Annotated in this window: 17 protein-coding genes; 10 read left to right on the top strand and 7 right to left on the bottom strand. The window is 43.7% G+C overall.

Features of this window, described 5'->3' with window-relative positions; genetic code table 11:
- Window positions 1–247: 247 nt before the first annotated feature.
- From Q3W13_RS19980 to Q3W13_RS19995, 4 genes are all read right to left on the bottom strand, one after another.
- Window positions 248–793, bottom strand: coding sequence for a hypothetical protein (locus tag Q3W13_RS19980; RefSeq protein ID WP_302866825.1), 546 nt, complete (start codon window positions 791–793; stop codon window positions 248–250).
- Between the two features lie 518 nt (window positions 794–1311).
- Window positions 1312–2103 carry a succinate dehydrogenase/fumarate reductase iron-sulfur subunit gene (locus Q3W13_RS19985; RefSeq protein ID WP_302866828.1) on the bottom strand — a complete coding sequence of 264 codons (792 nt, stop codon included), beginning with the start codon at window positions 2101–2103 and terminating at the stop codon, window positions 1312–1314.
- Between the two features lie 70 nt (window positions 2104–2173).
- Window positions 2174–4108: a fumarate reductase/succinate dehydrogenase flavoprotein subunit gene (locus Q3W13_RS19990; protein WP_302866830.1), complete on the bottom strand. Its 1935-nt coding sequence runs from the start codon at window positions 4106–4108 to the stop codon at window positions 2174–2176.
- A 96-nt stretch (window positions 4109–4204) separates the two neighbouring features.
- Entirely contained in the window at window positions 4205–4993 is a 789-nt protein-coding gene (locus Q3W13_RS19995; protein WP_302866832.1) for a succinate dehydrogenase cytochrome b subunit, read from the bottom strand.
- Window positions 4994–5228: 235 nt separating this feature from the next.
- Between Q3W13_RS19995 and Q3W13_RS20000 the strand changes: the two genes are divergently transcribed.
- Complete coding sequence (locus Q3W13_RS20000; RefSeq protein ID WP_302866834.1) at window positions 5229–6368, top strand: thioredoxin family protein; 1140 nt, start codon at window positions 5229–5231, stop codon at window positions 6366–6368.
- Here the strand turns inward: Q3W13_RS20000 and pdeM are convergent.
- Entirely contained in the window at window positions 6365–7024 is a 660-nt protein-coding gene (gene pdeM / locus Q3W13_RS20005) for a ligase-associated DNA damage response endonuclease PdeM (RefSeq protein WP_302866836.1), read from the bottom strand. The two genes, Q3W13_RS20000 and pdeM, sit on opposite strands and share 4 nt — an antisense overlap.
- A gap of 152 nt (window positions 7025–7176) precedes the next feature.
- On the opposite strand from pdeM, the gene Q3W13_RS20010 reads away from it, so the two are divergent.
- Both Q3W13_RS20010 and Q3W13_RS20015 read left to right on the top strand, forming a co-directional pair.
- Window positions 7177–7632 carry a hypothetical protein gene (locus Q3W13_RS20010; RefSeq protein WP_302866837.1) on the top strand — a complete coding sequence of 152 codons (456 nt, stop codon included), beginning with the start codon at window positions 7177–7179 and terminating at the stop codon, window positions 7630–7632.
- Between the two features lie 486 nt (window positions 7633–8118).
- Window positions 8119–9747, top strand: a complete 1629-nt coding sequence (locus tag Q3W13_RS20015; protein ID WP_302866839.1) for a PAS domain S-box protein — start codon at window positions 8119–8121, stop codon at window positions 9745–9747.
- A 60-nt stretch (window positions 9748–9807) separates the two neighbouring features.
- Here the strand turns inward: Q3W13_RS20015 and Q3W13_RS20020 are convergent, their stop codons facing one another.
- Window positions 9808–11358, bottom strand: coding sequence for a Do family serine endopeptidase (locus Q3W13_RS20020; RefSeq protein ID WP_302866841.1), 1551 nt, complete (start codon window positions 11356–11358; stop codon window positions 9808–9810).
- A gap of 228 nt (window positions 11359–11586) precedes the next feature.
- On the opposite strand from Q3W13_RS20020, the gene dapF reads away from it, so the two are divergent.
- Entirely contained in the window at window positions 11587–12372 is a 786-nt protein-coding gene (gene dapF / locus Q3W13_RS20025) for a diaminopimelate epimerase (RefSeq protein WP_302866843.1), read from the top strand.
- A gap of 177 nt (window positions 12373–12549) precedes the next feature.
- Complete coding sequence (locus Q3W13_RS20030; protein WP_302866845.1) at window positions 12550–15450, top strand: DEAD/DEAH box helicase; 2901 nt, start codon at window positions 12550–12552, stop codon at window positions 15448–15450.
- A gap of 186 nt (window positions 15451–15636) precedes the next feature.
- Here Q3W13_RS20030 and Q3W13_RS20035 read toward each other — a convergent pair whose 3' ends face one another.
- Entirely contained in the window at window positions 15637–16146 is a 510-nt protein-coding gene (locus Q3W13_RS20035; protein ID WP_302866847.1) for a hypothetical protein, read from the bottom strand.
- 243 nt (window positions 16147–16389) lie between these two features.
- Here Q3W13_RS20035 and Q3W13_RS20040 point away from each other — a divergent pair, with 243 nt between their 5' ends.
- The 5 genes from Q3W13_RS20040 to Q3W13_RS20060 all read left to right on the top strand — a co-directional run bounded on the left by Q3W13_RS20040 (window position 16390) and on the right by Q3W13_RS20060 (window position 26151).
- Window positions 16390–17364 carry a lysylphosphatidylglycerol synthase domain-containing protein gene (locus Q3W13_RS20040; RefSeq protein WP_302866849.1) on the top strand — a complete coding sequence of 325 codons (975 nt, stop codon included), beginning with the start codon at window positions 16390–16392 and terminating at the stop codon, window positions 17362–17364.
- Window positions 17348–18478, top strand: coding sequence for a glycosyltransferase (locus Q3W13_RS20045; protein WP_302866851.1), 1131 nt, complete (start codon window positions 17348–17350; stop codon window positions 18476–18478). The genes Q3W13_RS20040 and Q3W13_RS20045 overlap by 17 nt, the downstream gene beginning before the upstream one ends.
- A 152-nt stretch (window positions 18479–18630) precedes the next feature.
- Entirely contained in the window at window positions 18631–20367 is a 1737-nt protein-coding gene (locus Q3W13_RS20050) for a phospho-sugar mutase (RefSeq protein ID WP_302866853.1), read from the top strand.
- A 117-nt stretch (window positions 20368–20484) separates the two neighbouring features.
- A complete protein-coding gene (locus tag Q3W13_RS20055; RefSeq protein ID WP_302866854.1) occupies window positions 20485–22371 on the top strand; it encodes an AAA domain-containing protein in 1887 nt (628 codons plus the stop codon).
- 552 nt (window positions 22372–22923) lie between these two features.
- Window positions 22924–26151, top strand: coding sequence for a SusC/RagA family TonB-linked outer membrane protein (locus Q3W13_RS20060; protein WP_302866856.1), 3228 nt, complete (start codon window positions 22924–22926; stop codon window positions 26149–26151).
- Window positions 26152–26155: the final 4 nt, after the last annotated feature.

Below are 26155 nucleotides of genomic sequence, written 5' to 3' on the forward strand. Positions count from 1 at the left end.
AAACATTTACTCTACGCTAAGATTGCAATTACGGACTTACAACCTTCTGACTTAAGCTGAAACTAATTTTTAATGCTTTTTTAACGATCGTTTAACACTAAGAACCAGCTCTGCTTTGTCAGTTAGCAGTGTTGTAAAGGTAAGGTTAACAGATTAACAGGAAATTACGGCTATGTTAAGTTAATGTTAATCAAATTCAGCGCGCCCCCTTCATTTTCGCGGGATGCCCGGCAAACCGGTTATTAAATTATATCCTTCTAACCAGCATATTAAAATCGACACCAACTACCGGGATTTTTTTCCAATGGCTGTCTTTATAAGTCCAGGTGCCTCCGTTTAATATAACTACGGGAAAATGATTGTCTCCGCCATAATCAGCCAGGCTCTCAATAGCGACTAATATGGCGCCTTTTGTCTGCAGATGGTAGGGTTCGAGATCGATATTTACACAGCTTTTCCCTTTTGGCGCTGCACCATAGATATCCTGCGTGAACAGCTTTTCCTGCGGACCATCATCATTGAACCTGTAAACATTCACTTTAAATCTAAGGCTATCACTGTTGCCGTTCTCCACATCGAAATGAAACTTCAGCAATTGTGCCGGCTTGTGCCCGATATTCATTTTAACACCTACCTGGTTGCCCTTTCGCAGGTCGAAGCTGCTGTTTGCCGAACCATCGCGGGGCTTATTGCCGATATGCCTGGTTTTATACTTGTTTTGCGCGATTACAGTAGTTGTGGTCAGCAAAAGTATTACTGCTGCACATTTTAGTTTAGAGGGTAAGGTCATCATCTTTATAGGGTTTTAAGGCAAGACGATATTCTTACAAAAATGGTTGCATTGTGTTACTTTTTCGCGCATTACTATTGATAAACTGCCTTGATTGAATTGAGATATATAGCAGAGAACCGGTGTTTTATGAAAAACGGTAATGCGTTTGCTGATGTTGCATGCCTTGTAACCAACAAACCGATAACGGCCATATTAGGCAATAGGGAGGAAATATAGATTTTTTGTTAAATATCTGTAAATCAATAGTTTATTGTAAATTAATAATGGTTGCAGGTTTGGCTCCAACGTTTCAGTCTAATTAATTTATTTTCAGTTAGTTACATCAAGGGTTTACATAAAAAACTGTAAAGTACCTGTAAACCATGGCCGGGTAAATCCTGCCGGGCAAACAGCCGGGTTGTAGCTGCCTTTTAATTGTGGCGACGCTGCAACGAATGTAATTATCCACAGCGAATTAAAAAATAAAAGCCCCGTGATTTCCCACGGAGCCTTATCGTAATTAAACAATTGTGTGCTATCTATTCACCGCCCGCATGATCATGTGCAGCTTCCTGCCTGAACAGCTTGGCGCTGAAGTAATCATTATTCATGCGGCTGATATTGGTCATTTTGATTTCCTTAGGACATTCGGCTTCGCAAGCGCCTGTATTGGTGCAATTGCCAAATCCTTCTTCATCCATTTGCGCTACCATAGCCTGCACACGGCTGTAACGCTCGGGCTGGCCCTGGGGCAACATACCCAACTGGGTAATTTTTGCAGAAACAAATAACATAGCGGATGCATTTTTACAAGCCGCTACGCAGGCGCCGCAACCTATACATGTAGCCGAGTTGAAGGCTTCATCGGCAATTACCTTTGGGATAGGGATAGCATTCGCATCGACAGTAACGCCGGTATTTACCGAGACGAAACCACCCGCCTGTTGTATCCTGTCGAACGCTGAACGGTCAACCGCCAGGTCCTTCACAACCGGGAATGCAGCGGCACGCCATGGCTCAATCACGATAGTTTCACCATCGTGAAATGAACGCATGTGCAACTGGCAGGTTGTAATTGCCTGCTTAGGCCCGTGCGGATGCCCGTTGATATAGAGCGAACACATTCCGCAGATACCCTCGCGGCAATCGTGATCAAAATGGATAGGCTCCTCGCCTTTATGGATAAGGCTCTCGTTTACCACGTCGAGCATTTCCAGGAATGACATGTCAGGCGAGATGCCTTCAGCCTTGTAAGTAACAAAAGCGCCCTTGGTCTGGGCATTTTTCTGCCTCCAGACTTTTAGCGTCAAATTCATATTTCCAGTACTCATATTATTAAGTCTTGAGCCCTAAGTTTAAAGTCCTGAGCCGGTAAGCGACTCAAGGCTTTAAACTTTAGACTTATTTATAACTACGTTGTGACGGATGAACAAATTCAAACTCGAGCATTTCTTTATGCATGTTTTCAGGCTGATTGTCACCGGTGTACTCCCATGCTGCAACAAACGAGAAATTATCATCGTCGCGAAGCGCTTCGCCTTCAGGAGTTTGCGATTCCAGGCGGAAGTGACCGCCGCATGATTCTTTGCGCTGCAGGGCATCGTCAACCATCAGTTCACCCAATTCCAGGAAGTCGGCTACGCGGCCGGCACGCTCAAGGGCAGGGTTAACTTCATCATTCTCGCCTACTACTTTGGCATTTTTCCAAAAGTCGGCCCTTAACTCGCGTATTAAACCTTTAGCTTTGATCAGGCCTTCTTCGGTGCGCGCCATTCCGCAATATTCCCACATAATGTGGCCCAGTTCACGGTGATATTCAACTACTGTTTTGTTGCCTTTTAGGGCAAGCAACTTATTTATCCGGGCGATAACCTCCTGTTTGGTTTGCTCAAATGCCGGGTGCTTAATATCCACCGGTTTTGGCCCTATTGATGCTAAGTAATCGCCCAATGTATATGGTATAACGAAATAGCCGTCGGCCAAGCCTTGCATCAGTGCAGATGCACCCAGGCGATTGGCGCCGTGATCGCTGAAGTTACATTCACCCAAAGCATACAGGCCGGGCACGTTGGTGCTCAGGTTATAATCTACCCAAAGACCGCCCATAGTGTAATGCACCGCGGGGTATATACGCATTGGCTGGGTGTATGGGTCTTCGTTAGTGATCTGGTAGTACATGTCAAACAGGTTACCATATTTTGCAGATACGGCGTCCTTGCCCAAACGGTTTATGGCGTCAGCAAAGTCAAGGAATACGGCTATGCCCGAACCGCCTACGCCCCTTCCGTCGTCAACCATTTCCTTGGCGTTACGCGAAGCCACGTCGCGTGGCACCAGGTTGCCGAATGACGGATATTTTCTTTCCAGGAAGTAATCCCTGTCTTCTTCTTTCACATCTGCAGCTTTAAGCTCTCCTTTGCGAAGGCGCTCGGCAACAGCCTGGGTTTTCGGAGCCCAGACACGTCCGTCATTACGCAGCGATTCCGACATCAGCGTCAGCTTCGACTGGTGGTCGCCGGTTACAGGGATACAGGTCGGGTGTATCTGTGTATAGCAGGGGTTTGCAAAGAATGCACCGCGTTTATGCGCGCGCCACGCAGCAGTTACGTTTGAGCCGATAGCATTGGTAGATAAGTAAAACACATTGCCGTATCCCCCGGTTGCCAGTAATACCGCGTGACCGCTGTGTGTCTCAATCGCGCCTGTAATCAGGTTACGGGTAACTATACCTTTGGCATGACCATCAATCATCACCACGTCCAGCATTTCGGTACGGGTGTACATTTTAACCTTGCCTAAATGTATCTGCCGGTTTAGCGCTGAATAAGCGCCCAGCAATAATTGCTGCCCGGTTTGGCCCCTGGCATAAAATGTACGCGATACCTGCGCACCACCAAATGACCGGTTATCAAGCAAGCCGCCGTATTCGCGGGCAAACGGAACGCCTTGTGCCACGCACTGATCGATGATATTCACCGACACCTCGGCCAAACGGTAAACGTTTCCTTCGCGGGCACGGTAGTCTCCGCCTTTAATAGTATCGTAAAACAGGCGGTAAACGCTGTCGCCATCATTCTGATAGTTTTTAGCGGCGTTTATACCACCCTGCGCGGCAATAGAGTGCGCACGGCGCGGGCTGTCCTGGAAACAAAACGCTTTTACGTTGTAGCCCAGCTCGGCCAGTGATGCCGCTGCTGCTCCCCCGGCCAAACCCGTACCTACAACAATCACGTCGTATTTACGCTTATTGGCGGGGTTAACCAGCTTTAAGTCGAATTTATGCTTGCTCCATTTTTCGGCTAATGGACCTTTTGGAATTTTAGCATCTAAAGTCATTTCTCTTTTATATTTAGTGAGTGGTTGATCAGGTTGAGTTGCTGACCAGGTTTCCCCGTTCAACTGCTCCTTAATCAACTAATCTAACTTAGTCAACTATTTACTTATAACATTTATATAATAGTACCAAATCGGCATCAGTGCAAATCCTACAGGGATTATTACAGCAAACAGCCAGGTACCTACAAATTCAACAATAGGCGTATACTTCCGGTGCGTCCATCCTAATGTGCGGAAAGCACTCTGAAAGCCGTGCAGCAGGTGGTAGGCTACCGCTATCATGGCTATCACATAGAATAAGTCATACACCGGGTTTTTAAAGCTCTCTGCTACCCGTGCATGCAAATCTTTCACTTTAATAACTTCAACGTTATTTTCTGTAGTTACCGATTTTTCAAAATCAGACGTTACCGGCGTGAACGCTTGTGAGGTGGTCTTATCAGTCGCTAAATCTGTACGGTATTCTTTATAAGGCACCTTGTTGCTGTATTTATAGGCAAACCAAAAATCACTCATGTGGATTACAATGAACAGCAGCAGGATTGAGCCCAGCAGCCCCATGTTTTTTGACGACCATGTAGCGGGCGACCTGTTTGGTGTTGCATAGCTTACAGGCCTTGCCTTGCGGTTTTTGATGGTTAAGACCAGGGCGTAGATAGCATGTATTACAATCGAGATGTAAAGGATATATGCTATCACCTCGATTGGCGGAAAATGCGTCAGGAAATTAGCATAAAGGTTGAAACCATAGCCATCGTCATTTCTGAACAGCAACAGGTTGCCGCCAAGGTGCACAATTAAAAACGTACACAAAAACAAGCCCGTTAAAGCCATTATCAGCTTTTTCCCTAACGACGAGTTAAAGGTTTGTTTAAATTCGCTCATTATATTGTCAGATTTATTTTCCGCAAAAGTATTTATTATATGCCAAAAGATATTAATGGATTCAGCTTATTGAGTATGAATTAGCTATTTAGAAACAATCTAAAAAGAGGCTGAAAGGATCACGAACCCGGACCTAAGCGCAATTGCTGACTTGTGATGATTAGTTTTATTTCTGTGCCTCTTTTTTATATCTTGGCGTTTGATTCTTAACTGTTAACCGATTCTAACCACACAAATGAAATTCCCTTATCTTATCGCAATAGCTGTTGTAATAGCCGGCTGCAAAAAACAAGCACAAATAGAATTTTCCGGGAGTGTACCCGGTTTAAAGAGCGGTGTGTTTACAATTAAAAACATGGCAGACAGCACTGTGTTTGGCGAAAATATTAAAGACGGGAAGTTTGCCATAGCGCAAAAGCGGCTTAACCACCCGGGCTTCTATAAAATGAGTATATCCGAAGATGGCAATAACGAGGATCGCGGCGAATTTGAAGTTTACCTGGATGGTGGCAAATACACTATAGGAGCCACCGCAAGTCAGCTATATAAATATCCCAAAATTACTTCTCCTTCAAAAGCCCAGGCAGAACTGTCGTCATTTTATACGATGGCTGATAGCCTTAGTGCAGGCGCACAACAACAGATATTAAAGATTAACAAAAAGCTTAAAGACGATTACGCCAAATTAACGCCCGACGCTTATAATAGCCTTTTGGCTAAGCTCGGGGAAAATGAAGCTAAGCTGCGAAATGCCAATGCTGTTGTTTTCGGGCAGTTTTTAAAACGATATCCGCAAAGTGAAATAGCCGCTCATATTTTTTCGAAGCTTGACTATGAGGGCGACCCGGCTACTTACTATGCGCTGTTTAAAACTCTTTCGCCTGCCGCACAACAAAGTGAAGACGGGCAGGAAATAGGGGATAAGCTAAGCCACATGGTAAAGCTGGTAGCCGGAAAAAAGGCGCCCGCACTGGAGGGTAACACGCCGGACGGAAAACCATTCGACCCTAAAAGCATCCATAAAAAGTTAATCGTCCTGGACTTTTGGAAGGCCGGTAATTCATTCAGCCGGACCAGCCACGACCAGATTAAAACGCTGCTGGAACAACCGGATGTTAAAAATAATGTAGCTTTTATCAGTGTATCACTCGATTCAAAACCGGATTGGTGGAAAACAGCCCTGAGAGACGATCAGTTAAACTGGATGCAAGTATCTGACCTTAAAGGCAACGACTCGCCCAATGCAGCGAATTATAATATAACCGAGATACCAAGCTATTACCTGCTCGACGGCAACTGGACGATCTTAGTCCCCCAAATAGGCTTGAAAAGTATTGGTTTCGAAGTTGGGGAATATTTGAAGAAGCACCCTTAATCAATCGTCAGCACTTTATCTTTTGCTATCGCGAATATCTTGTCGCTTTTACTGCTGCGTATGGCTACTTTCCCGGTAAATTTACCGAAGGAGGGCAGCACAACCTGCTTTTGCCCAAACGCAAAACATGGCAATGTAATGGACTGCCGCCCACGGCCGATCAATCTTACGCCGGGATGTATATGTCCGCAAAATACATAGCCTTCGGTATCTTTAAGTTTGCTGTCCGTTAATGGGTGGTGCAGCATCAGAAAAGGCCCGATAAGCAACTGCTCATGTAAGCTGATATTAAGCTGCAGGTAGTGACTGTCGTCTATAATATCGTGATTGCCGCGTATCAGTATAATTTCAAGCTTTGGAAACTGGCTGCGCCAAAGAATGAACCAGTCCCAGTCGGCATTCATGTCGCTGTGAAAAAAATCGCCGAGCAGAATTAACTTTTCCGGCTTATGCTCAAATATAAGATCAGACAGCACTGCCAGTTCGTTTTGTTCCATATCCCGCGGAACGGCTATGCCGGCCTTGCGAAAGTGGCCTACTTTGCCCAAATGCACATCGGCAGCAATAAGGGCGTTTTCCTGTTTCCAGTAGACGGCCCGCTGTGGCAACAATAAAAGGTCCTGATTTAGTAAATTGAAAGATTTCCCGCTCCCCATAATCATGGGGCAAAAATAGGAAACCGGATAAGAATTGCGAAGTTTTATAAACAGGGTAATTCTAATGCTTATCTTTGAGTGTGCTTGATTTTTTAAAATATATAATAAAATACTTTGATTCCCGGCAAATTCCTTATATGCTGTCAGGCAGTATGGCGATGAGTCTTTATATGGTTCCCCGCTCCACCAGGGATTTTGATTTTGTTGTTAACCTCCGTCCTGAAGACGTGGATGAGTTTGTTAACTATTTTCAAGCCGATTTCTATTGCAGTAAAGAAGCTATAATCGATGCTATTGAGCGGCAAAGCATGTTCAATATTATAGACCCTGTTTCAGGATTCAAGGCCGACTTTGTAATCCGGAAAAACAACGACTATAGGCTGGCTGAGTTTGAGCGGCGACAATTAGTAGATTTTGGAGATATGCAGATTTACGCTGTATCAAAAGAGGACCTGTTAATTTCAAAGCTCATATGGATACAGCAATTGCAATCCGCCATACAAATGGAAGATATAAAAAACCTTTCTTCATTACCCGACCTACAAAGGGAATATGTAAATTACTGGATAAATACTTTAAATTTGAAAACATTCAATTTAGTTATATAGTGGAGGATACACCAGAACATGTAAAAAAACTTCAGCTTGAAATCTGGTTGTCTAAACCGCCAGGGGAAAGATTAAAGCTGGCAATTCAATCAAATGAGGAGTTGCACGCCTTTTGGAATGCCGGCAAAAAAAATATCGGATCCAAAGCACAAAAGAATAAGTAAGGGCATATTCGCGATCAGCAACTTTAATTATTTTCAATGGGTTTAACTGCAGTTGACCAACTTCTCTTCGCAAAATTTACTACAGCCGCAAACCGAAACACTAGCCATCAATGAAGCCATTGATAAAGAAAAATCTCTCCTGTAATGAAAAATATCCAGTGAAGCATCTGCGTATGCTCCATTAATTATCTAATCTATTTGATCGCTGATTGATTGGCAAGTCAGTCAGGCATAAATACCATATTACTGGTGTATTTACTATAAATAGCCACAACCATTTTCGCTATTTTTCGTAAAATGCATAAAAGCTAATTTATAATTAATGTCTGTAAATCACGTCCGAAAAGGGATGCTGCGCTATGAGCGATTCGTGAAAACCCGCTGGGCCGATGACGTCAAGACCGATAAAGACGATATCAATAACTGGAAAGACCGGCTGTTTATACAATTCCTGATTTATTGTTTCCCGGTAAGCTTTATAGCCGCTGTACCCGGCATTTATATATCGTTTACTACGGGCCACCCGGTTGTCGGGATCATCGACACTTTCTGCATGGTGTTCCTGGCAGTAAGCACATTTGCCCGCCGACTGAAATTGCGAAGCAGAAAAGTTATTGTCATTTTTTTGTTTTACCTCCTGGCAGTTTTTTTGACGGCAAACCTCGGGTATATAGGCCCGGGGATATTTTACTTATTCGCCATTACAATTTTAACGGCACTTATATTTCCGGTAAAATTCAGCTATTGGTCAATAATCGCCAATACCTCAATACTCGCCGGCTTTGCTGCATTGATTTATCTGAAGCCTTTTAATTCAGCTATTGAAAATGACTATTCAGCCGGGCAATGGATTGCCTTCAGCTCGAATCTTGTTTTTCTAAGCATTGTGCTGGTTATGCTTATTCATAAAATGTTTAACGGCTTGCAATTGTCCATCACTAAAAAGGACCAGCTGAAACTCAGGTATAAAACCATTTTTGAAACCAGCCCGCAGCCCATGTGGCTTTTTGATGTGGAGTCGCTGAAATTTTTGGATGTTAACGAGGCTGCTATCGCACAATACGGCTACAGCAAAGAGGAATTTCTAAATATAACAATAAGAGAAATTCGTCCGGCGCAATATGTAAAGGGCATTGAGCAGGTGGTTCAGTTTCATAAGAATGAGCATAAATTCTATAACGACAATATCGTTCATTTAAAAAAGAACGGGCAGCAGATCAACGTAAAAATAGAAAGCAGCTTCCTGGAATTTAACGGTTACAAAGCCAAGCTTGTTTTAGCAACCGACATTACAGCGCAGGTAAGAAGCCGGGCGGAAATTCAGAAATCGAACGAAAAGGTTAAACAGTCGGAGTCAAATCTTCGCGCCATATTTGATAACACGAATGAAGGATTTGTATTATTGAACACTGACAATGATATTATCACATCAAATTCAAAAGCCAGGGAGTCGGTAATATTTAATAAGAATAAAATTGAGTTTGAAGCAGGCCGCAGTATTTTTGATTTTGTGGAGTCTGCGTTAAGGGCAGGATTTAAAGATTTGTTGCGCCGCGTACACAACGGCGAAACGATTGAATACGACCGCGATTTTTATGTAAACGGCGAGACCAAATGGATACATTTTGCGTTGACGCCGGTTTTTGAAGGCGGAATAATTGCAGGCGCCTGTATAACCGGGCGCGACATTACCGAGCACAAAAAGTATGTGCAAACAATTGAGATGCAAAACAAAACGCTCAGGGAAATATCCTGGATACAATCGCACCTGGTAAGGGCGCCATTAGCGCGCATTATGGGATTAATTACACTGCTGTCTGCCGAAACTAATGAGAAAGAGAAGGAAGAAATTATTAATTTGCTCCAGGTTTCGTCAGGTGAACTCGATGAAATTATAAAAGATATTACCCAAAAAACCACCATCACCAGTAAATCACTGGTTGAGGTATAACAAGAAAGCCCGGCAATTTCACCAGGCTCTCTTTTCTTATATAATCACTTAAATTTTCTGTTACTGCACTTCCACAGCAACTTTTAATCTTGAACCGTCAGGATAAACACCCGAGATCAACAGAATGCCATTCCGCGGGTTGCTCAATGCACGATCAAGGTCATCAACGCTATTGATGGTTTGACGGTTTACCTGGTTGATTACAGAACCCACAGGGATTTCGGTGTTGTCGAACAAGCCGCCTTCCCTAACCTGGGTAACTATTACGCCATTGTTAACATGGAACTTAGCTTTTTGCGATGCATTCAGCGGTACAAAGCTTGCACCTATCCTGTTGAACATTTCTTCAGACGATTTGGAAACAGCCATTTTTGGCGCGCCGGCATCAGCTTTCAGCGTAACTGTAAAGTTCTTTTCATCGCCGCCGCGTAAAACGGTCAGGTGAATTTTATCACCAGGGCCCATGCGGCCGACACGTTCCTGCAAGTCTGAAGACTCATAAACAGTATTGCCTTCAACTTTGGTAATAATGTCGCCTTCTTTCAGACCTGCCTGTTCGGCGCCGCTGCCCGGTACAACCTGGCTTACATATAAGCCGTAGGTTCTGTTAACTTTTAGTTCTTTGGCATTGTCCGGATTAAGTTCGGCAAAGCTTACGCCTACATAACCACGTTTTACAGCGCCGTATTTTTCAATATCATCTAATACTTTTTTCGCAAGGTTGATAGGGATAGCAAAACCATAACCTTCATACGAGCCGGTATGTGAAGCGATAGCAGAGTTAATACCGATCAATTCGCCGTTAGTATTTACCAATGCGCCACCGCTGTTACCAGGATTAATGGCTGCGTCTGTCTGAATAAACGACTCGATGGCCCGGTTAAGCTTAGGCTGGTTTGACTGGTACTGGGTACGGCCAAAAGGATTTTCATCCTCTTGATTCTCCGTTCCGATAATACCAATGCCACGGCCTTTTGCGCTCACGATACCGGCTGTAACGGTTGATGTAAGCTTAAAGGGGTTACCTACAGCCAACACCCATTCGCCAACTTTAACGGCATCAGAGTTACCGAGCTTAACTATTGGCAGGTCATGACCATTGATCTTGATGAGGGCAAGGTCGGTATTAGGGTCGGTACCTATTATTTTTGCCTGATAAGTACGATGGTCGTTAGTTACGATATCAATTTTATCAGCCTTCTCCACAACGTGGTTATTCGTAACGATATAGCCGTCAGGCGAAATAATTACGCCGGAACCCGAGGCCATTTGCGGGCCAGAAGGGCGTACGCGCTGACCGAACATATCGCCAAACCATTGCTGTAGCTGGCTTTGCTGGTCGTTACCCGTTTGATTGGAGTAAGTAGTGCGGATATAGACAACCGCAGGCGTTACCGCCGCCGCTGCCTGGGTAAGATCGACCTGCCCGGCCGATGACAAAGTGGTTGTGTTTGGGGTTGGGGTTAAATGATTACTTGTAGCGTAGTACACCTTTTGTTTATCCTCGAAGCTCATGTTGTCGGCATACTTGTTTTCAATAATCTTGTATGCTCCCAAAGCCATGGCCCCGCCAACAAAGGCAGTCAATAATGTTAAACCAAACTTTTTCATATTGTTTCTCACTTTTCTTTTATATTGTTTTACAAAACAAATTTAATACCATATAGACGTCATAACCTATATTAAGTTATGTGTATTTTTGTTAAATTTTGTTAAATCAATAAAACCAGGGAAAATTAGCTTAACCATTAACGAATGTATTGACATGCAAATGATTAAAAAAAGCGACAATCGTGCGCACATTTGCACACCTGCACATTCGTATATTAATTAATAGCCGTGAAAATACATTTCTATAAATACCAGGGCGCCGGGAACGACTTTATTTTAGTCGATAACCGCAATAATGCCGTCAATCACCATAATCCAGAATTAATTGCCAGGTTATGCGACCGGCGTTTCGGCATTGGCGGCGATGGGATGATGTTTCTGCAAAACATTGCCGGCTACGATTTCGAGATGGTTTATTACAACTCCGACGGCCAGCCAAGCAGCATGTGCGGTAACGGAGGACGCTGCATTGTAGCTTTTGCCAAACACCTTGGAGTTTTTGACAGTGAAACAAACTTTTTGGCAGTAGATGGCCCGCACTATGCCAAAATTTCAGCAGAAGGAGATTGGGTAAGCCTGCAGATGATTGATGTAGATACCGTCAATCGTGATCAGGACGCTTATGTGATCAATACTGGCTCACCGCATTACATCGCCTTTGCAGAAAACCTTAGAGACAAAAATGTTTACGAGGAAGGGTACGCCATCCGCAATAATGATACTTACCGCAAAGAGGGCATCAACATCAACTTTGTAGAACCAACAGCAGAAGGCTACTTTGTGCGCACATTTGAACGCGGCGTTGAAGACGAGACCTATGCATGCGGTACCGGCGTTACTGCAGTAGCGCTGGCTATGGCCAAACACAATAATCAGTCAGGCCACATCACTACGCCGGTAAAAGTACTGGGCGGAGACTTGAACATCCGCTTTGATTATGACGGCCTTAAGTTTACAAATATATTTTTAGAGGGACCTGCAAAAAAGGTGTTTGAAGGTGAAGTGGAGGTTTAGTCTAAAGACCATAGTCAATAGCCATAGAACGTTAATCATGCCAATGAGCTATCAACAGCGATCCATGGCGGATTTGTTAGCAACTATTTCGAAAAAAATATTTCTACTTCACCCAAATTCTGTTTACGTTTGAATTTTTTCTTGATGTAGCTTCTATAAATTTTTTTATCAGAAGTTATGTTACGTGTCGATAGCAGCAAGCCTTGCCAGATTATTTATGCCATTGCCAAACATGAATATTTATCGTACGTAATTGAACCCCACGTAGTTCAATTGAACCCCAATGGCGAATTTTCGCTTACCTACCAGCGCCTTTTTTCAAATACCGCTAAAGAGTTTGCCCACTATGCCGACGAGCTGGATATTAAACTAATTAAAGTACTTGAGGAAATGGAGCAGGGAAACCTGATTAAAAAGTTTTACAAAAAGCCTATCCGTCCGTTTGAGTTTTTTACCAAAGTATTTAACGACCAGCTTTTTGATATGCTGCGTCCGAAAATAGAAAAACGAATGGCCGAAGCGCTGGCGTTGCTGAAGGACAAACCCCTGTACCTGATGAGCAAAGAGGGCTATCCTGCCGAGCGCAAGCTGCAAATGGCTGCGGAGCCGGCTTCGGTACTGTTTCATTTCAGGCGCAATGAAGAGGAAATACGCTATTTCCCTACCATTAAATACCAGGGTATGCGTATTGAGTTTATGTTTAAAAATGCCGAGGTTGTCTGTAACCACCCGGCATGGATGCTGCTTGATGACACCCTTTACTATTTTGAGAAAGAGATTGAAGGTAAAAAGTTGGTGCCATTTTTAAACAAGCGGTATATAGCTATTCCCAAAACTTCCGAGCACTCGTATTTTGAAAAGTTTGTAGCGCCGCTTATCGAAAAACACCACGTGTATGCCGAAGGCTTTACCATCAACACTGAAAAATATGATGCCCGGCCGGTAATTAAACCGATTTACATAGAAGGCGGCACGTCGCAGATCCAGCTTTATTTTAAATATGCGGGTTACGTTTTCCCTTACGGTGATGAACGCCTGATTTCGGTGCGAATGGAAAAAAATGGCGATGATTATACTTTCCACCGTATCAAACGATCGGTTACGTGGGAGAAAAATAAGTTCGCGCAGCTGGAGGCGCTTGGATTGAAAACGGCATCTGCCATGTTTAAAAACCTGGAAGTAGCTGTTAACGACGATGAGGACAATAACTCATTTTCGGTGTTCGAATGGATTAACCAGCATTATGATAAGCTGGTAGCCGAAGATTTTGAAATTGAGCAACCGGATTCCCGCGATCAGAAACGCTATGTATTCGGCGCCAGCAAGATTGACCTTACTGTTTCGGAGAATAACGACTGGTTCGACATTGAGGCCATCGTATATTTCGGTTCCTATAGCATACCTTTTATCCAGCTAAAAAATCATATCCTTAACCGCAAGAAAGAATTTTTGCTGCCCTCGGGAGAGATTGCCATTATTCCTGAGAAATGGTTCTCCCAATACGGTAACCTGCTGCACTTTTCTGATGGTGATACCGCTATCAAATTGCGCAGACAGCACATCGGCCTGGTAAATGCCCTTGAGGAAGGCGAAATGGCCAGCGTTACGATGAACAGGAAGCTGCAGAAGCTGCTTGACTTTGACGAACTGGAGGATGTGGCTATGCCTCAAAATTTCGCGGGCGATTTGCGTCCTTACCAGAAAGCTGGCTATAACTGGTTTCACTTTTTAAAAGATTACCATTTTGGCGGCTGCCTGGCAGATGATATGGGCCTGGGTAAAACTATACAAACCCTGGCATTGCTGCAAAAGCATAAAGAAGATACGGAGGCCGCGGGTGGCAAAGCTACTTCGCTGGTGATTATGCCCACATCGCTTATCTATAACTGGCTTAACGAGGCTAAAAAGTTCAGTCCGCAATTAAGGCTGATGGTGCATACCGGTACATTTCGGTATAAGTCGCCGGAGGTGTTTGTCAATTATGATGTAGTAATAACCACTTATGGTATTATACGTATAGATATCGATCTGTTCAGTAACTACTTTTTCGATTATGTCATCCTGGATGAGAGCCAAAACATCAAAAACCCTTCCTCAAAATCGTTCCAGGCGGTACGGCAATTAAAATCACGTTTTAAGCTGATATTGAGCGGAACGCCGGTTGAAAACTCGGTAAATGATTTATGGACACAAATGTCGTTCATCAATCCGGGTTTGCTTGGTGCGCAGCAATTTTTCCTGAATGAGTTTGTAACGCCGATTGAAAAGAAAAAGGATGAAGATAAAGCCCGTAAGCTGCAGGCCCTGATCAAGCCATTTGTTTTACGCCGCACCAAGGAGCAGGTGGCAACCGAGCTGCCGCCTAAAACTGAAAATCTTTTCTATTGCCAGATGAGCGAAGAGCAGGCCGAGGTTTATGAAAACATCAAGTCTGAATATCGAAACGAGCTTTTAAAAAGCCTGGAAGAAGGTACCTTCGCCAAAACGCAGATTCACGTTTTGCAGGGTCTTATTAAACTAAGGCAGATTGCCAATCACCCGGTAATGATAGACGATGATTACGAGGGTGACTCTGGTAAATTTGAGAACGTAGTGCATACCCTTGCCAATGTGCTGGAGGGTAAACATAAAGTGCTCATCTTTTCTCAATTCGTAAAACAGCTGAATATTTACCGTCAATATTTCGACCGTGGAAAAATTACTTATGCCTATTTGGATGGCAGTACGCAAAATCGCGGCGATGTAGTGAAACAATTCCAGGAAGATGAAAAAACACGGGTATTCCTGATTTCGATAAAAGCAGGCGGGGTAGGTCTTAATCTTACTGAAGCAGATTATGTTTTTATCCTCGACCCATGGTGGAATCCTGCAGTCGAGCAACAGGCTATAGACCGTACCCACCGCATTGGCCAAACTAAAAACGTGTTTATTTACAAATTCATTACAAAAGATACCGTCGAAGAAAAAATTCTTGCCCTGCAACAGCGCAAGCTAAGTGTGGCCCGCTCGCTGATCACCACAGAGGAAAGCTTTATCAAATCGCTTTCGGTGGAGGATATTAAAGAGATTTTGGGGTGATGTTCCAAAACCTATACATCTTGAGGCTTAAACTTTTTATAAACCCGGAACTTCTGTTTTAACTCGAAATATTATCCAGGAAATTAAACAAGATAGACAGGTAAAAAATAATTGAGCCATGCAACCTGTCTCGTTCCGAATATTCGTACACCCTGTTACCATCGGGGAGCGTCTTTTTGTAATTTTTTAAATCCAGCCAATAAAAACCCCAAAAATTCCTCCTAAAACCGCAGCCAGGTAACCTATTATGATCCAGTTTGTCTGCGGTTTATCAGGCTGCTTTAATTGCTCAATCCTTTTTTCTTCAATCTCCTTTAATTGTTTATCGCTTAATTCTCTTCCCCGTTCAGCAAGCAACTTTCGGGCAAGCTGAACATCAAATACATTCCATTCATCGGCCTTAGCAATAACATCCATCAATTCTTCATTGGTAAAGGCTAACAGGTAATAGCCGGCATTCACCTCCTCAAGACTTTTTTCTATATCCCGTTTTAGTAAATCATTTATCTTTTCAAAATCTTCGGGCCTTACTTTTACTGCGTATTCTTTTGTGTCGGTATATGAAAACGCCGGGTTAAAAACCAAATCCTCTTCTTGTAAAAAATAAGCAACATTATTTTCATCCAGCAACTCAGCAAGATCGTTTGCCAACGCTATATCGTTAAATTTTTTATAGGTGATAAATTCAGGTTCCATGCTGTTGACATATAGTTATCACGCAATTTATAAATTAGTTCCATATCAAATACATTTTGAGCCTTGCGCAAACAAATTCACCCAACTTTGGTTTTTTGATACACTTATTTAACTGCTTATAAAACCAGCATAAAGACACAAAATAACTTTCAGACGTTTGACAATGGTAAAACCACAAAAACTATGGTCTATGGCCCATGGACTATGGACATATTTCCCTAACATTGCAAAAACATTCTGCCTTTGACTGCCCGCGGTAAAAAACTACTCTCTTATCTCCTCAAATTCGGTATCCTGGTACTTGCGGCGTGGTTTATCTATTACCGCATCTTAAAAAATCATGATAACATTGCCAATTTTGAGCGACTGGTTGCACATGTAACTTATAATAAAGTGCTTTTTACCATGATTGGCGTGGTGCTGTTAATGGTAGTTAACTGGGTATTGGAATCTTTAAAATGGTGGCATCTTACCCGAAGGCTTGCACCAATGCCGGTTTGGAAAGCCATTGAGGCGGTTTTCTGCGGACTCACCTGGGCCGTATTTACCCCAAACCGTATCGGCGAATATGGCGGTCGTGTAATGTTTTTACCTAACCGCAAGCGTATTCACGGGGTGTTTGCTATGGCAGTGGGGGCGTTCGGGCAAAACGTTATCACCAACGTTTTGGGGGCCGGTGCATCTATCTGGTTCCTCTATACATTTATACATCCGAAAGACTGGATCATGATAGGCTCAACATTAATAGCCGCCGGGTTTATGGCGATCATGCTAACGTTTTACTTTAATATCAGGTGGATGGTACGGCTGCTGAACCGTATAAAATTTCTGCATAAATATCACCGGTTCTTCGATATTATGGGCACCTACAAAACCAGGCAACTGCTTAAGATTATGTGGTTTTGCCTGGCGCGCTTTTGTACGTTTACCTTTCAATATTACCTGGTGATACACCTGCTTATCCCACAGATACCTTTATATGAGCTTTCGTTGATGATGTTTGTTTTCTTTTTTATTCAATCAGCCATACCTTCGCTTGATGTGGTGGACATCGGTGTGCGAAGCATCACTGCAGATAAGCTTTTCAGCTATGTCACAGATCAGCATCTGGCTATTATTGTGGCAGTTTCGATTATCTATATCACCAATATGATTATTCCTGCTGCTTTAGGTTCTATATTTGTTTTTAAACTGAAATTTTTTGACCGTAATTCTTAGTACTGTTTCACTCCTGCTAACCGGCTTGTTCATTTGCGTGTTAGCTTTTATTATTATCGGCTGGAATGCCATCAGGCGTCCGCGCATTAAATTTTCGGGTTTTACTACCAGGGTTACGGTAATGATTGCCGCGCGGAACGAAGAAGAAAGCATCCATTTAACCATCAATGATATACTGGCCCAGGATTACCCCAGGCATCTTACCGAAATAATAATTGTTGATGACCACTCTACTGACCGGACATCCGAAATAATAGCCGGTTATGCCGATCGCGGGGTTAAGCTTTTACAGCTGAACGAAGATAAGCCGCTAAATTCTTATAAAAAAAAGGCGATAGCGGAAGCCATAAAACTGTCAAACGGGGAACTGATGGTAGCCACCGATGCGGATTGCCGTATGGGGAGTAAATGGTTATCGTCTGTAGTGGGTTATTATGAGGAAGAACATCCGCTGATGATATCATCGCCGGTGAGTTATTTCGAAGAAAAATCGGTATTTGAGCGCATGCAGTCGCTGGAATTTCTTTCGCTTATTGCTACCGGAGCCGCGTTTATCGGGAATGGTCATGCGTCAACCTGTAACGGGGCGAACCTGGCTTACCGGAAAGATGTTTTTTACGAAGTGGGTGGCTTTAAGGGCATCGATGACCTGGCCTCTGGCGATGATGAGCTTTTATTGCAAAAGGTAGCGGCAAAGTATCCCGGCCGAATCGGTTTTTTAAAGTGGTACGACGCTATTGTGTACACGCATGCCAAGCATAACCTGCAAAGTTTTATGCAGCAGCGTCGTCGCTGGGCTTCTAAATCGGTAAAGTATAAGGATAAGAAGGTGGTAGCCCTGGTGATAGGTTTATGGCTGTTCAACTTGTCAGTATTAGTTAATTTATTACTTGGCATTTACGATATTCATTTTTTAAAAATTTCGGCGCTGCAATATCTGATAGTTATTTTGGCAGGCGTTGCCTTGCTGTTACCGGTAACTGTTTTTTTCAGGCGAAAACTATTGATGTGGGTACTGCCGATATTTATTCCGCTGTATTTCGTCTACTTTGTTTACATAGGTGTGTTAGGTAATAAAGGCAAGTATGTTTGGAAGGGAAGGCTGGTAAATTAAATGTTTTGGGTTAAAAAGAACCCGATAGTGATGTAACAATGCATCTCTCCTCAAAAAAGACAAATCCGCAAACAATAACTATTTAAAATACTTTTTTATTATCATATTTGAGTGATAACCATTACCGATTAACCGATAACTAAATACTACTTATGCAGGAATTAGACCCGGCCATTTTGCAAAAGGCCAACGCTTGGCTACAAGGCGGCTATGATGATGATATTAAGAAACAAATACAGTCGCTGCTGGATAATAAAGCTTACACCGAACTTACCGACTCTTTTTACCGCGACCTTGAATTTGGTACAGGCGGCTTGCGCGGCATAATGGGGCCGGGCACCAACCGCATGAATAAGTACACTATTGGCGCAGCGACACAGGGGTTAGCTAATTACCTGAAAAAAACTTATCCCGGCGAAAAAGTAAAGGTTGCTATAGCACATGACAGCCGTAACAATGCGGACTTCTTTTCTCGCATTACTGCGGAGGTGTTTTCAGCTAATGATATCCATGTTTATTTCTTCAAAGCTTTAAGGCCTACACCTGAGCTGTCGTTTGCGGTGCGTGTGCTGGGTTGCAAAAGCGGGGTAATGCTTACCGCGTCGCATAACCCAAAAGAATATAACGGTTATAAAGCTTATGGTGCAGACGGTGGCCAGTTTGTTGCTCCGCACGACAAGGCCGTTATGGATGAAGTAGCAGCTATTAAGAGTATCAACGATATTAAGTTCAATCGCGTTGACGCCAATATAGAAGAAATAGGAGAGGAGCTCGACGAGCAATATCTGAGCGCTATTGCCAAATTGTCCGTCTCGCCGGAAGCTATAAAAAGGCAAAAAGATTTAAAAATAGTTTATTCGCCGATCCACGGGACTGGTATCACGCTCGCACCGCAGGCTTTAAAGCGTTTCGGGTTTGAGAATGTGATATTGGTTGACGAGCAGATTACGCCTGACGGTAACTTTCCAACCGTTGTATACCCCAACCCTGAAGAAAAGGAAGCGTTGACCCTTGCCCTTAAAAAAGCCCAGGAAGTTGATGCTGACCTGGTACTGGCCACTGACCCTGACGCCGACCGCGTGGGCATAGCCGTTAAAAATACTGATAACGAGTTTATCCTGCTGAATGGTAACCAAACCGGCGCCATGCTGATTAACTACCTGCTGACCGCCTGGGAAGAGAAGGGCAAGCTAACCGGCAAGGAGTATATTGTAAAAACTATTGTTACCACCAACCTGATTGAGGAAATTGCCAAAGCCAAAAATGTTACTTATTACAACACGCTTACCGGCTTTAAATACATTGGCGAACTGATGACGCATTTTGAAGGCAAGCAAACCTTTATTGGCGGTGGTGAGGAAAGCTATGGCTACCTAATCGGAGAATTGGTACGCGACAAGGATGCCATTGTATCAAGTGCATTTATTGCAGAAATGACAGCTTACTACAAAGACAAAGGCAGCAGCCTGTTTGAGGCGCTGATAGATACTTACGTGCAATATGGCTTTTATAAAGAAAAGCTGATTTCGCTTACCAAAAAAGGAAAGACCGGTGCAGAGGAGATAAAGGAAATGATGGAGAAATTCCGCAGCAATCCACCTGTAAGTCTTGGCGGCTCAAAAGTGGCAACGCTAAAGGATTATGAAAAAGGAATAGAAACTGATTTACTGAATAACACCACCAAAAAAATCGAACTTCCAAAGAGTGACGTACTGCAATTTATTACAGAAGACGGCACCATCGTTTCAGCACGCCCCTCGGGTACCGAGCCTAAGATAAAATTCTATTGCAGTGTTAACACCAAATTAGCCAGTAAGGAGGCTTATGCCCAAACAGATAAACAGCTGGACGAAAAGGTGAATAACGTGATGAAGGATTTGGGGGTGTAAAGTAATTCTGAACCGGAATTGATAGAATTGAGTTATTAGCAGAATTTTAAATCATGCATGTCATGATAAATTCTTTAATTCTATCATTTCCGGTTCAGACAATTCTCATCTTTGTGCATGCCCTATTTTAAAAAGCTGCTTGATCTGCTAAAGATCGAGCGTGAGGAAGACCGCAATAATTACCTTAAACTTACTGAAAGCACTTCCATAGCCGACCGCCGTGCAAACGGACTTACGTGGTACCCGGTAGCTATCCGCGGTTCTGAGCCAGGTCGCGGAGACTATTTAACGGTTGAGGTAGAGCGTCCTTCCCACCAGGATGTTGCGCATCAATTCAGGTTTGGAGTGCCCGCCGCACTGTTTTCTAATCACGATCCCCAAAAAGACCGCGTGGAGGGAACTATTACTTATCAAAGCGGCAACCGTCTTAAAATTACTTTATTTACTGAAGAATTACCTGACTGGAGCCGCGATGGCAAGCTGGGCGTTGAGTTGCTGTTTGATAATAACAGCTACGACGAAATGCAGAACGCACTTAAACAGGCAACGGCCAGTAAGGAAAAGCCTGAAGGAACGCTGATCAGGATACTCACTGGCGAGGCATCGCCGCAATTTTTCTCTAAAATTACTTCACCTGCACTGCCGGGGCTGAATCAATCACAGCAAGCGGCGGTTCATCAAATACTTTCGGCGCAGGATTTGGCTATCGTTCACGGCCCGCCGGGCACGGGGAAGACGACAACGTTAGTACAAGCGATCAAGGCACTAGTCGCACAGGACAAGCAACAGGTATTGGTTGTCGCCCCAAGCAATACAGCCGTCGACTTATTGAGTGAAAAGCTGAGTAATGAGGGCTTGAACGTTTTGCGCATCGGTAACCCGGCAAGAGTATCGGAGAGGCTGATGTCGCTTACGCTGGATAGCAAAATGGCGGAGCACAGCTATGAGAAAGATGTAAAAAAACTGAAGAAGCAGGCATCGGAATACAAGAACATGGCACATAAATACAAGCGTAATTTCGGCAAGGCGGAGCGCGACCAGCGCAAAGCCTTGTTTGACGAAGCGCATAAAATAATGAGGGAGGTGGATAAAACCGAGCAATTCATTACCGATGACCTGGTTGCTAAAGCACAGGTAATTGCTGCGACGCTCATCGGCGCTAATCATTATACTGTCAGGGATGTAAAATTCAATACGGTGATTATCGACGAAGCCGGCCAGGCGCTCGAGCCCGCCTGCTGGATACCGATACTGAAAGCGCAAAAGCTCATCATGGCCGGCGACCACATGCAGTTGCCGCCAACCATCAAATCCAACGAAGCGGCAAGGGGAGGATTAAACGCAACCTTACTTGAAAAATGTGCCGCTCTTTATCCTGAAGCAGTCACTTTATTGGATGAACAATACCGTATGAATGAAACTATTATGGGCTTTTCGTCCAAGGAGTTTTATGATGGGCGATTGAAGGCGCATACATCCGTGGCAAATCAGCTATTATTTCCAGGTGATTTACCTTTTACTTTTATCGATACGGCGGGCTGTGGTTTTGATGAAAAACTGGAAGGAACCAGTTCAGTAAACCCTGAGGAAGCCGCATTTCTAGTAAAGCATTTAACGCAATTGGCAGATAAATTAGTTGGGAATACTTTTCCGGCCGTTGCCGTAATATCGCCCTACAAAGAACAGATCCGCATCCTGCAGGAGTTGGTTGCAGAATCTGAAACTTTAAAGTCGTTCGGCAACAAAATATCAGTCAATACCATCGACAGTTTCCAGGGGCAGGAGCGGGATGTGGTCTACATCAGCATGGTTCGCAGCAATACAGGCGGTGACATTGGTTTCCTTTCAGATATTCGCCGAATGAATGTAGCCATAACACGCGCCAAAAAAAAGTTGGTGATGATCGGCGATAGCTCAACCCTCTGTAATTTCCCGTTCTATGCTGATTTGATCAGGTATGCGGAAGAGGCCGGCGGGTATAAAAGCGCGTGGGAATTTATTTGATCATCACAAATTTCAGAATTTTTTTGCGACTGAATGATTGCAAATAAAACGCCTTGCAAACTAATAAAGCAACGGCTCCGGTAACATTAGTGTAACGTCAAAGCGATCAAGACGTCCTGTTGATTCCAACCTTAAAAAATAAGTGCTGCCTGGCACGATTAGTATCTACTAATAATATAGTTTAAAAAGCTTATTTTATATTTATTCATAAAGAATAATATCCGCTGATTAAAAACCTCACTCATAACACCGTAAGCAAAGAAGCCGGAACATACCTCGCGTATCTTCCGGCTACAATTAACTAATAACTGCCATATTATTATCGTTATTTTTTTGCTCTGATAATATAGGTAGTGTCCTTTTGAAACGGCGAAAGTATCCCTTTGTTGCAAATAATTTCTGTAAATAATTCGTTACAGTTAAAAAATATATTGTAAAGAACAAGTTACAGTCAAATATTTTACTTAGACGAAAAATGAACATACGTTTGTCCCCTTAAAAGGCGTTTATATGAAAACGCTAAGATTAACTATCAAACTTATCTATTTATTCATGAAAAAAATTCTACTTCTGAATTTGTGCTTACTCCTTTTAGCTGTCAACCAGCTATTTGCACAAACTCATACCGTTACCGGGAAGGTTACGGCTAAGGAGGACGGTTTACCGCTGCCAGGGGTATCGGTAACTGTAAAGGGGACCACTACCGGTACGCAAACCGACGTTAATGGTCATTATTCACTTAATGTGCCCAACAACGCACAGCTGTCATTTAGCTTTTTGGGCTATGCATCGCAATTGTTAACACCAAGCGGCGACAGACTGGACGTTGTGATGACTGCCACTGCGCAGCAACTGGGCGAGGTTGTAGTTACCGGCGCGTTGGGTTTGACCCGTACGCGTAACCAGCAAAGCTACGCAGCTCAGCAAGTTGCGGGTGATGAAGTAAGCAAACAGCGCTCAAACAACTTTATAGATGGATTATCGGGCAAGGTGGCCGGTTTGGAAATCCGCCAGAATAATACCCTTGGCGGTTCAACAAACGTGGTTTTACGCGGCACAAAATCAATCTATGGCAACAACCAGGCGCTTTTCGTTATCGATGGCGTGCCTATTGGTAATGAAAATACCAACGGCAGCAATCAGCAGTCCGGTGGCGGTGGTTATGATTACGGCAGCCCTGCATCAGATATCAACCCTGACGATATACAGGACGTTACGGTGTTAAAAGGGGCAGGAGCAACAGCGCTTTATGGTTCGCGGGGCAGCAACGGTGTAATCCTGATTACCACCAAACATCCTAAAAAAGGCCTTGGTATCACTATTAATTCAACGGTAAGCATGGGTGAGATCGATAAATCCACCTTCCCTAAATACCAGACACAGTATGGTGCAGGTTATGGCCCTGGTTTTTATAGCGCAGATATCTTTGGCAACCCTAATGCGAAAGTTGTACAAACCGACGCCGATGCTTCAAATGGTTCTAAATTCGATCCTAACCTGATGGTTTACCAGTGGGATGCTTTCGATCCAAGCTCGCCAAACTATGGTAAAGCTACGCCATGGGTGGCTGCTAAAAATGATCCAAGCACTTTTTTCAGAAAGCCGATATCTACTGACCAAAGTATCATGATTACCAATGGCGGCGAGAACGGTACTTTCAAGCTGGGCTACACTAAAAACATCGAAAACGGTGTAATCCCAAATAGCAAGCTGGATAAAAATCTGGTTGATTTTGCCGGAACCTACAACATCACCAAAAACCTGACTGCAGGCGCCAGCATCAATTATTACAATACCAACGGTACAGGCAGGGGCGGTACGGGGTATGACGGTTCAAACTCCGACAACCGTAACGTAATGTCGGGTTTCCGCCAGTGGTGGGAAACTAACGTAGATGTGCAGGAACTGAAACAGGCTTATGAGCGCACCAAATCGAACGTTACCTGGAATATGGCAGATCCAATCGATGGCAATACGTTCCCGGCATACTGGAATAACCCTTACTGGGTGGTTGACCATAACTACGAAACAGATAGCCGCAACAGGTACCTGGGTAATGTTAGCCTGAACTATAAACCTGTGCCATGGATCAACATTTTGGGCCGCGTTTCATTGGATACCTACTCTGAACTCCAGGAAGAGCGCTACGACGTCGGTAGCATCGGGTTACCTTATTATTCAAGGTTTAACCATAACTACTCCGAAACCAACTTCGATTTGTTGGCCAATATGGACAAAAACCTTAGCAATAGCTTTAACCTGAAAGCCTTACTGGGAACAAACATCAGGAAAAACAACGAGAACAGCATTTCAGCTAGCACCAACGGCGGTTTAATCATCCCAGGCTTGTACTCGCTGTCCAATACTTTAAATTCACCATTATCTCCTGTTGAAGCAGATTATAACAGGCAGATAAACGGCGTTTTTGCCGGTGCCACTCTCACTTGGAAAAACATGCTGACTTTGGATGCTACCATTAGAAGAGATCAGTCATCTACATTGCCGGAATCGAACAATGCGTACTATTACCCATCCGTATCAGCAGGCTTTGTTTTTTCAGAATTGCTTAAGCAATGGAAGTGGTTGTCATATGGTAAATTAAGAGCGAGCTATGCACAGGTTGGTAGTGATGCACCGATCTACAGTGTATTCGATACATACATCATAGTTCCTCCATTCGGTTCAAATCCACAGGCTGTGCTATCGGCCACCAAAAATAATGGTGACCTTAAGCCTGAACAGACAAAGAGCAAAGAAGTCGGCCTTGAATTATCATTCTTCAACAACCGTTTGGGATTTGACGGAAGCTATTATATAACTAACACATTTGATGAAATCATGCCGGTTAATGTATCAAATGCTACCGGTTATACTTATAAATATTTAAACGCGGGTAATATCCAGAATAAAGGTTTTGAGTTGTCGTTAAACGGAACGCCGATTAAAAGCCGCAATTTCAATTGGAAAATTAACGTAAACTTTACCCGCAACCGCAACAAAGTTACCGCACTGTACAAAGACGCCTCAGGACAGGAAGCACAGAACCTGCAACTGGCAGGCTTCCAGAACGGCGAAACGTTGAACGCTCCGCTGGGCGGCTCATTGGGTACCATCCGTGGAACCGATTTTATTTATACAAACGGTCAAAGAACGGTTGGTCCTGACGGCCAATACCTGATTTCGAATACATCGAACCAAAATATCGGTAACACTAATCCCGACTGGACAGGCGGTATCAATAACAGCTTCAGGTATAAAAACCTATCGCTGAGCTTCCTCATCGATATTCGTAAAGGTGGTTCGGTATTCTCAAATGACCTTGCTTATGGTTTAGCCGATGGTATTTATCCATTAACCGCTTATACCAACGATTTAGGCAACCCGGTTCGTAACACGCTGGCAAACGGCGGTGGCTTTATCCGTCCCGGCGTTACCGCCGATGGTAAACCTAATACCGTTCGTGTATCGGGTAATAACTATGGCGATTTTGGCGACGGTTCAGGATTACTGCCATTAAAAGAATTTGTTTACGATGCAGGTTTTATTAAGCTGCGCGAGGCAATTATAGGTTATGATTTGCCGGGCAGCGCTTTAAGCAAGCTTGGTCCCGTTAAAGGTGTTACCTTCCAGCTTATCGGCCGTAACTTATGGATGATCCATAAAAACCTTCCCTATGCCGATCCTGAAGACGGCCTGTCATCAGGTAACCTGCAGGGTGTCCAGGAGGGCGTTTATCCAACAGTTAGAACTATCGCATTCAACTTAAAACTTACCTTCTAATTTT

This window comes from Mucilaginibacter sp. L3T2-6 (assembly GCF_030519355.1).
In the GTDB taxonomy this organism is placed as follows: Bacteria; Bacteroidota; Bacteroidia; order Sphingobacteriales; family Sphingobacteriaceae; genus Mucilaginibacter.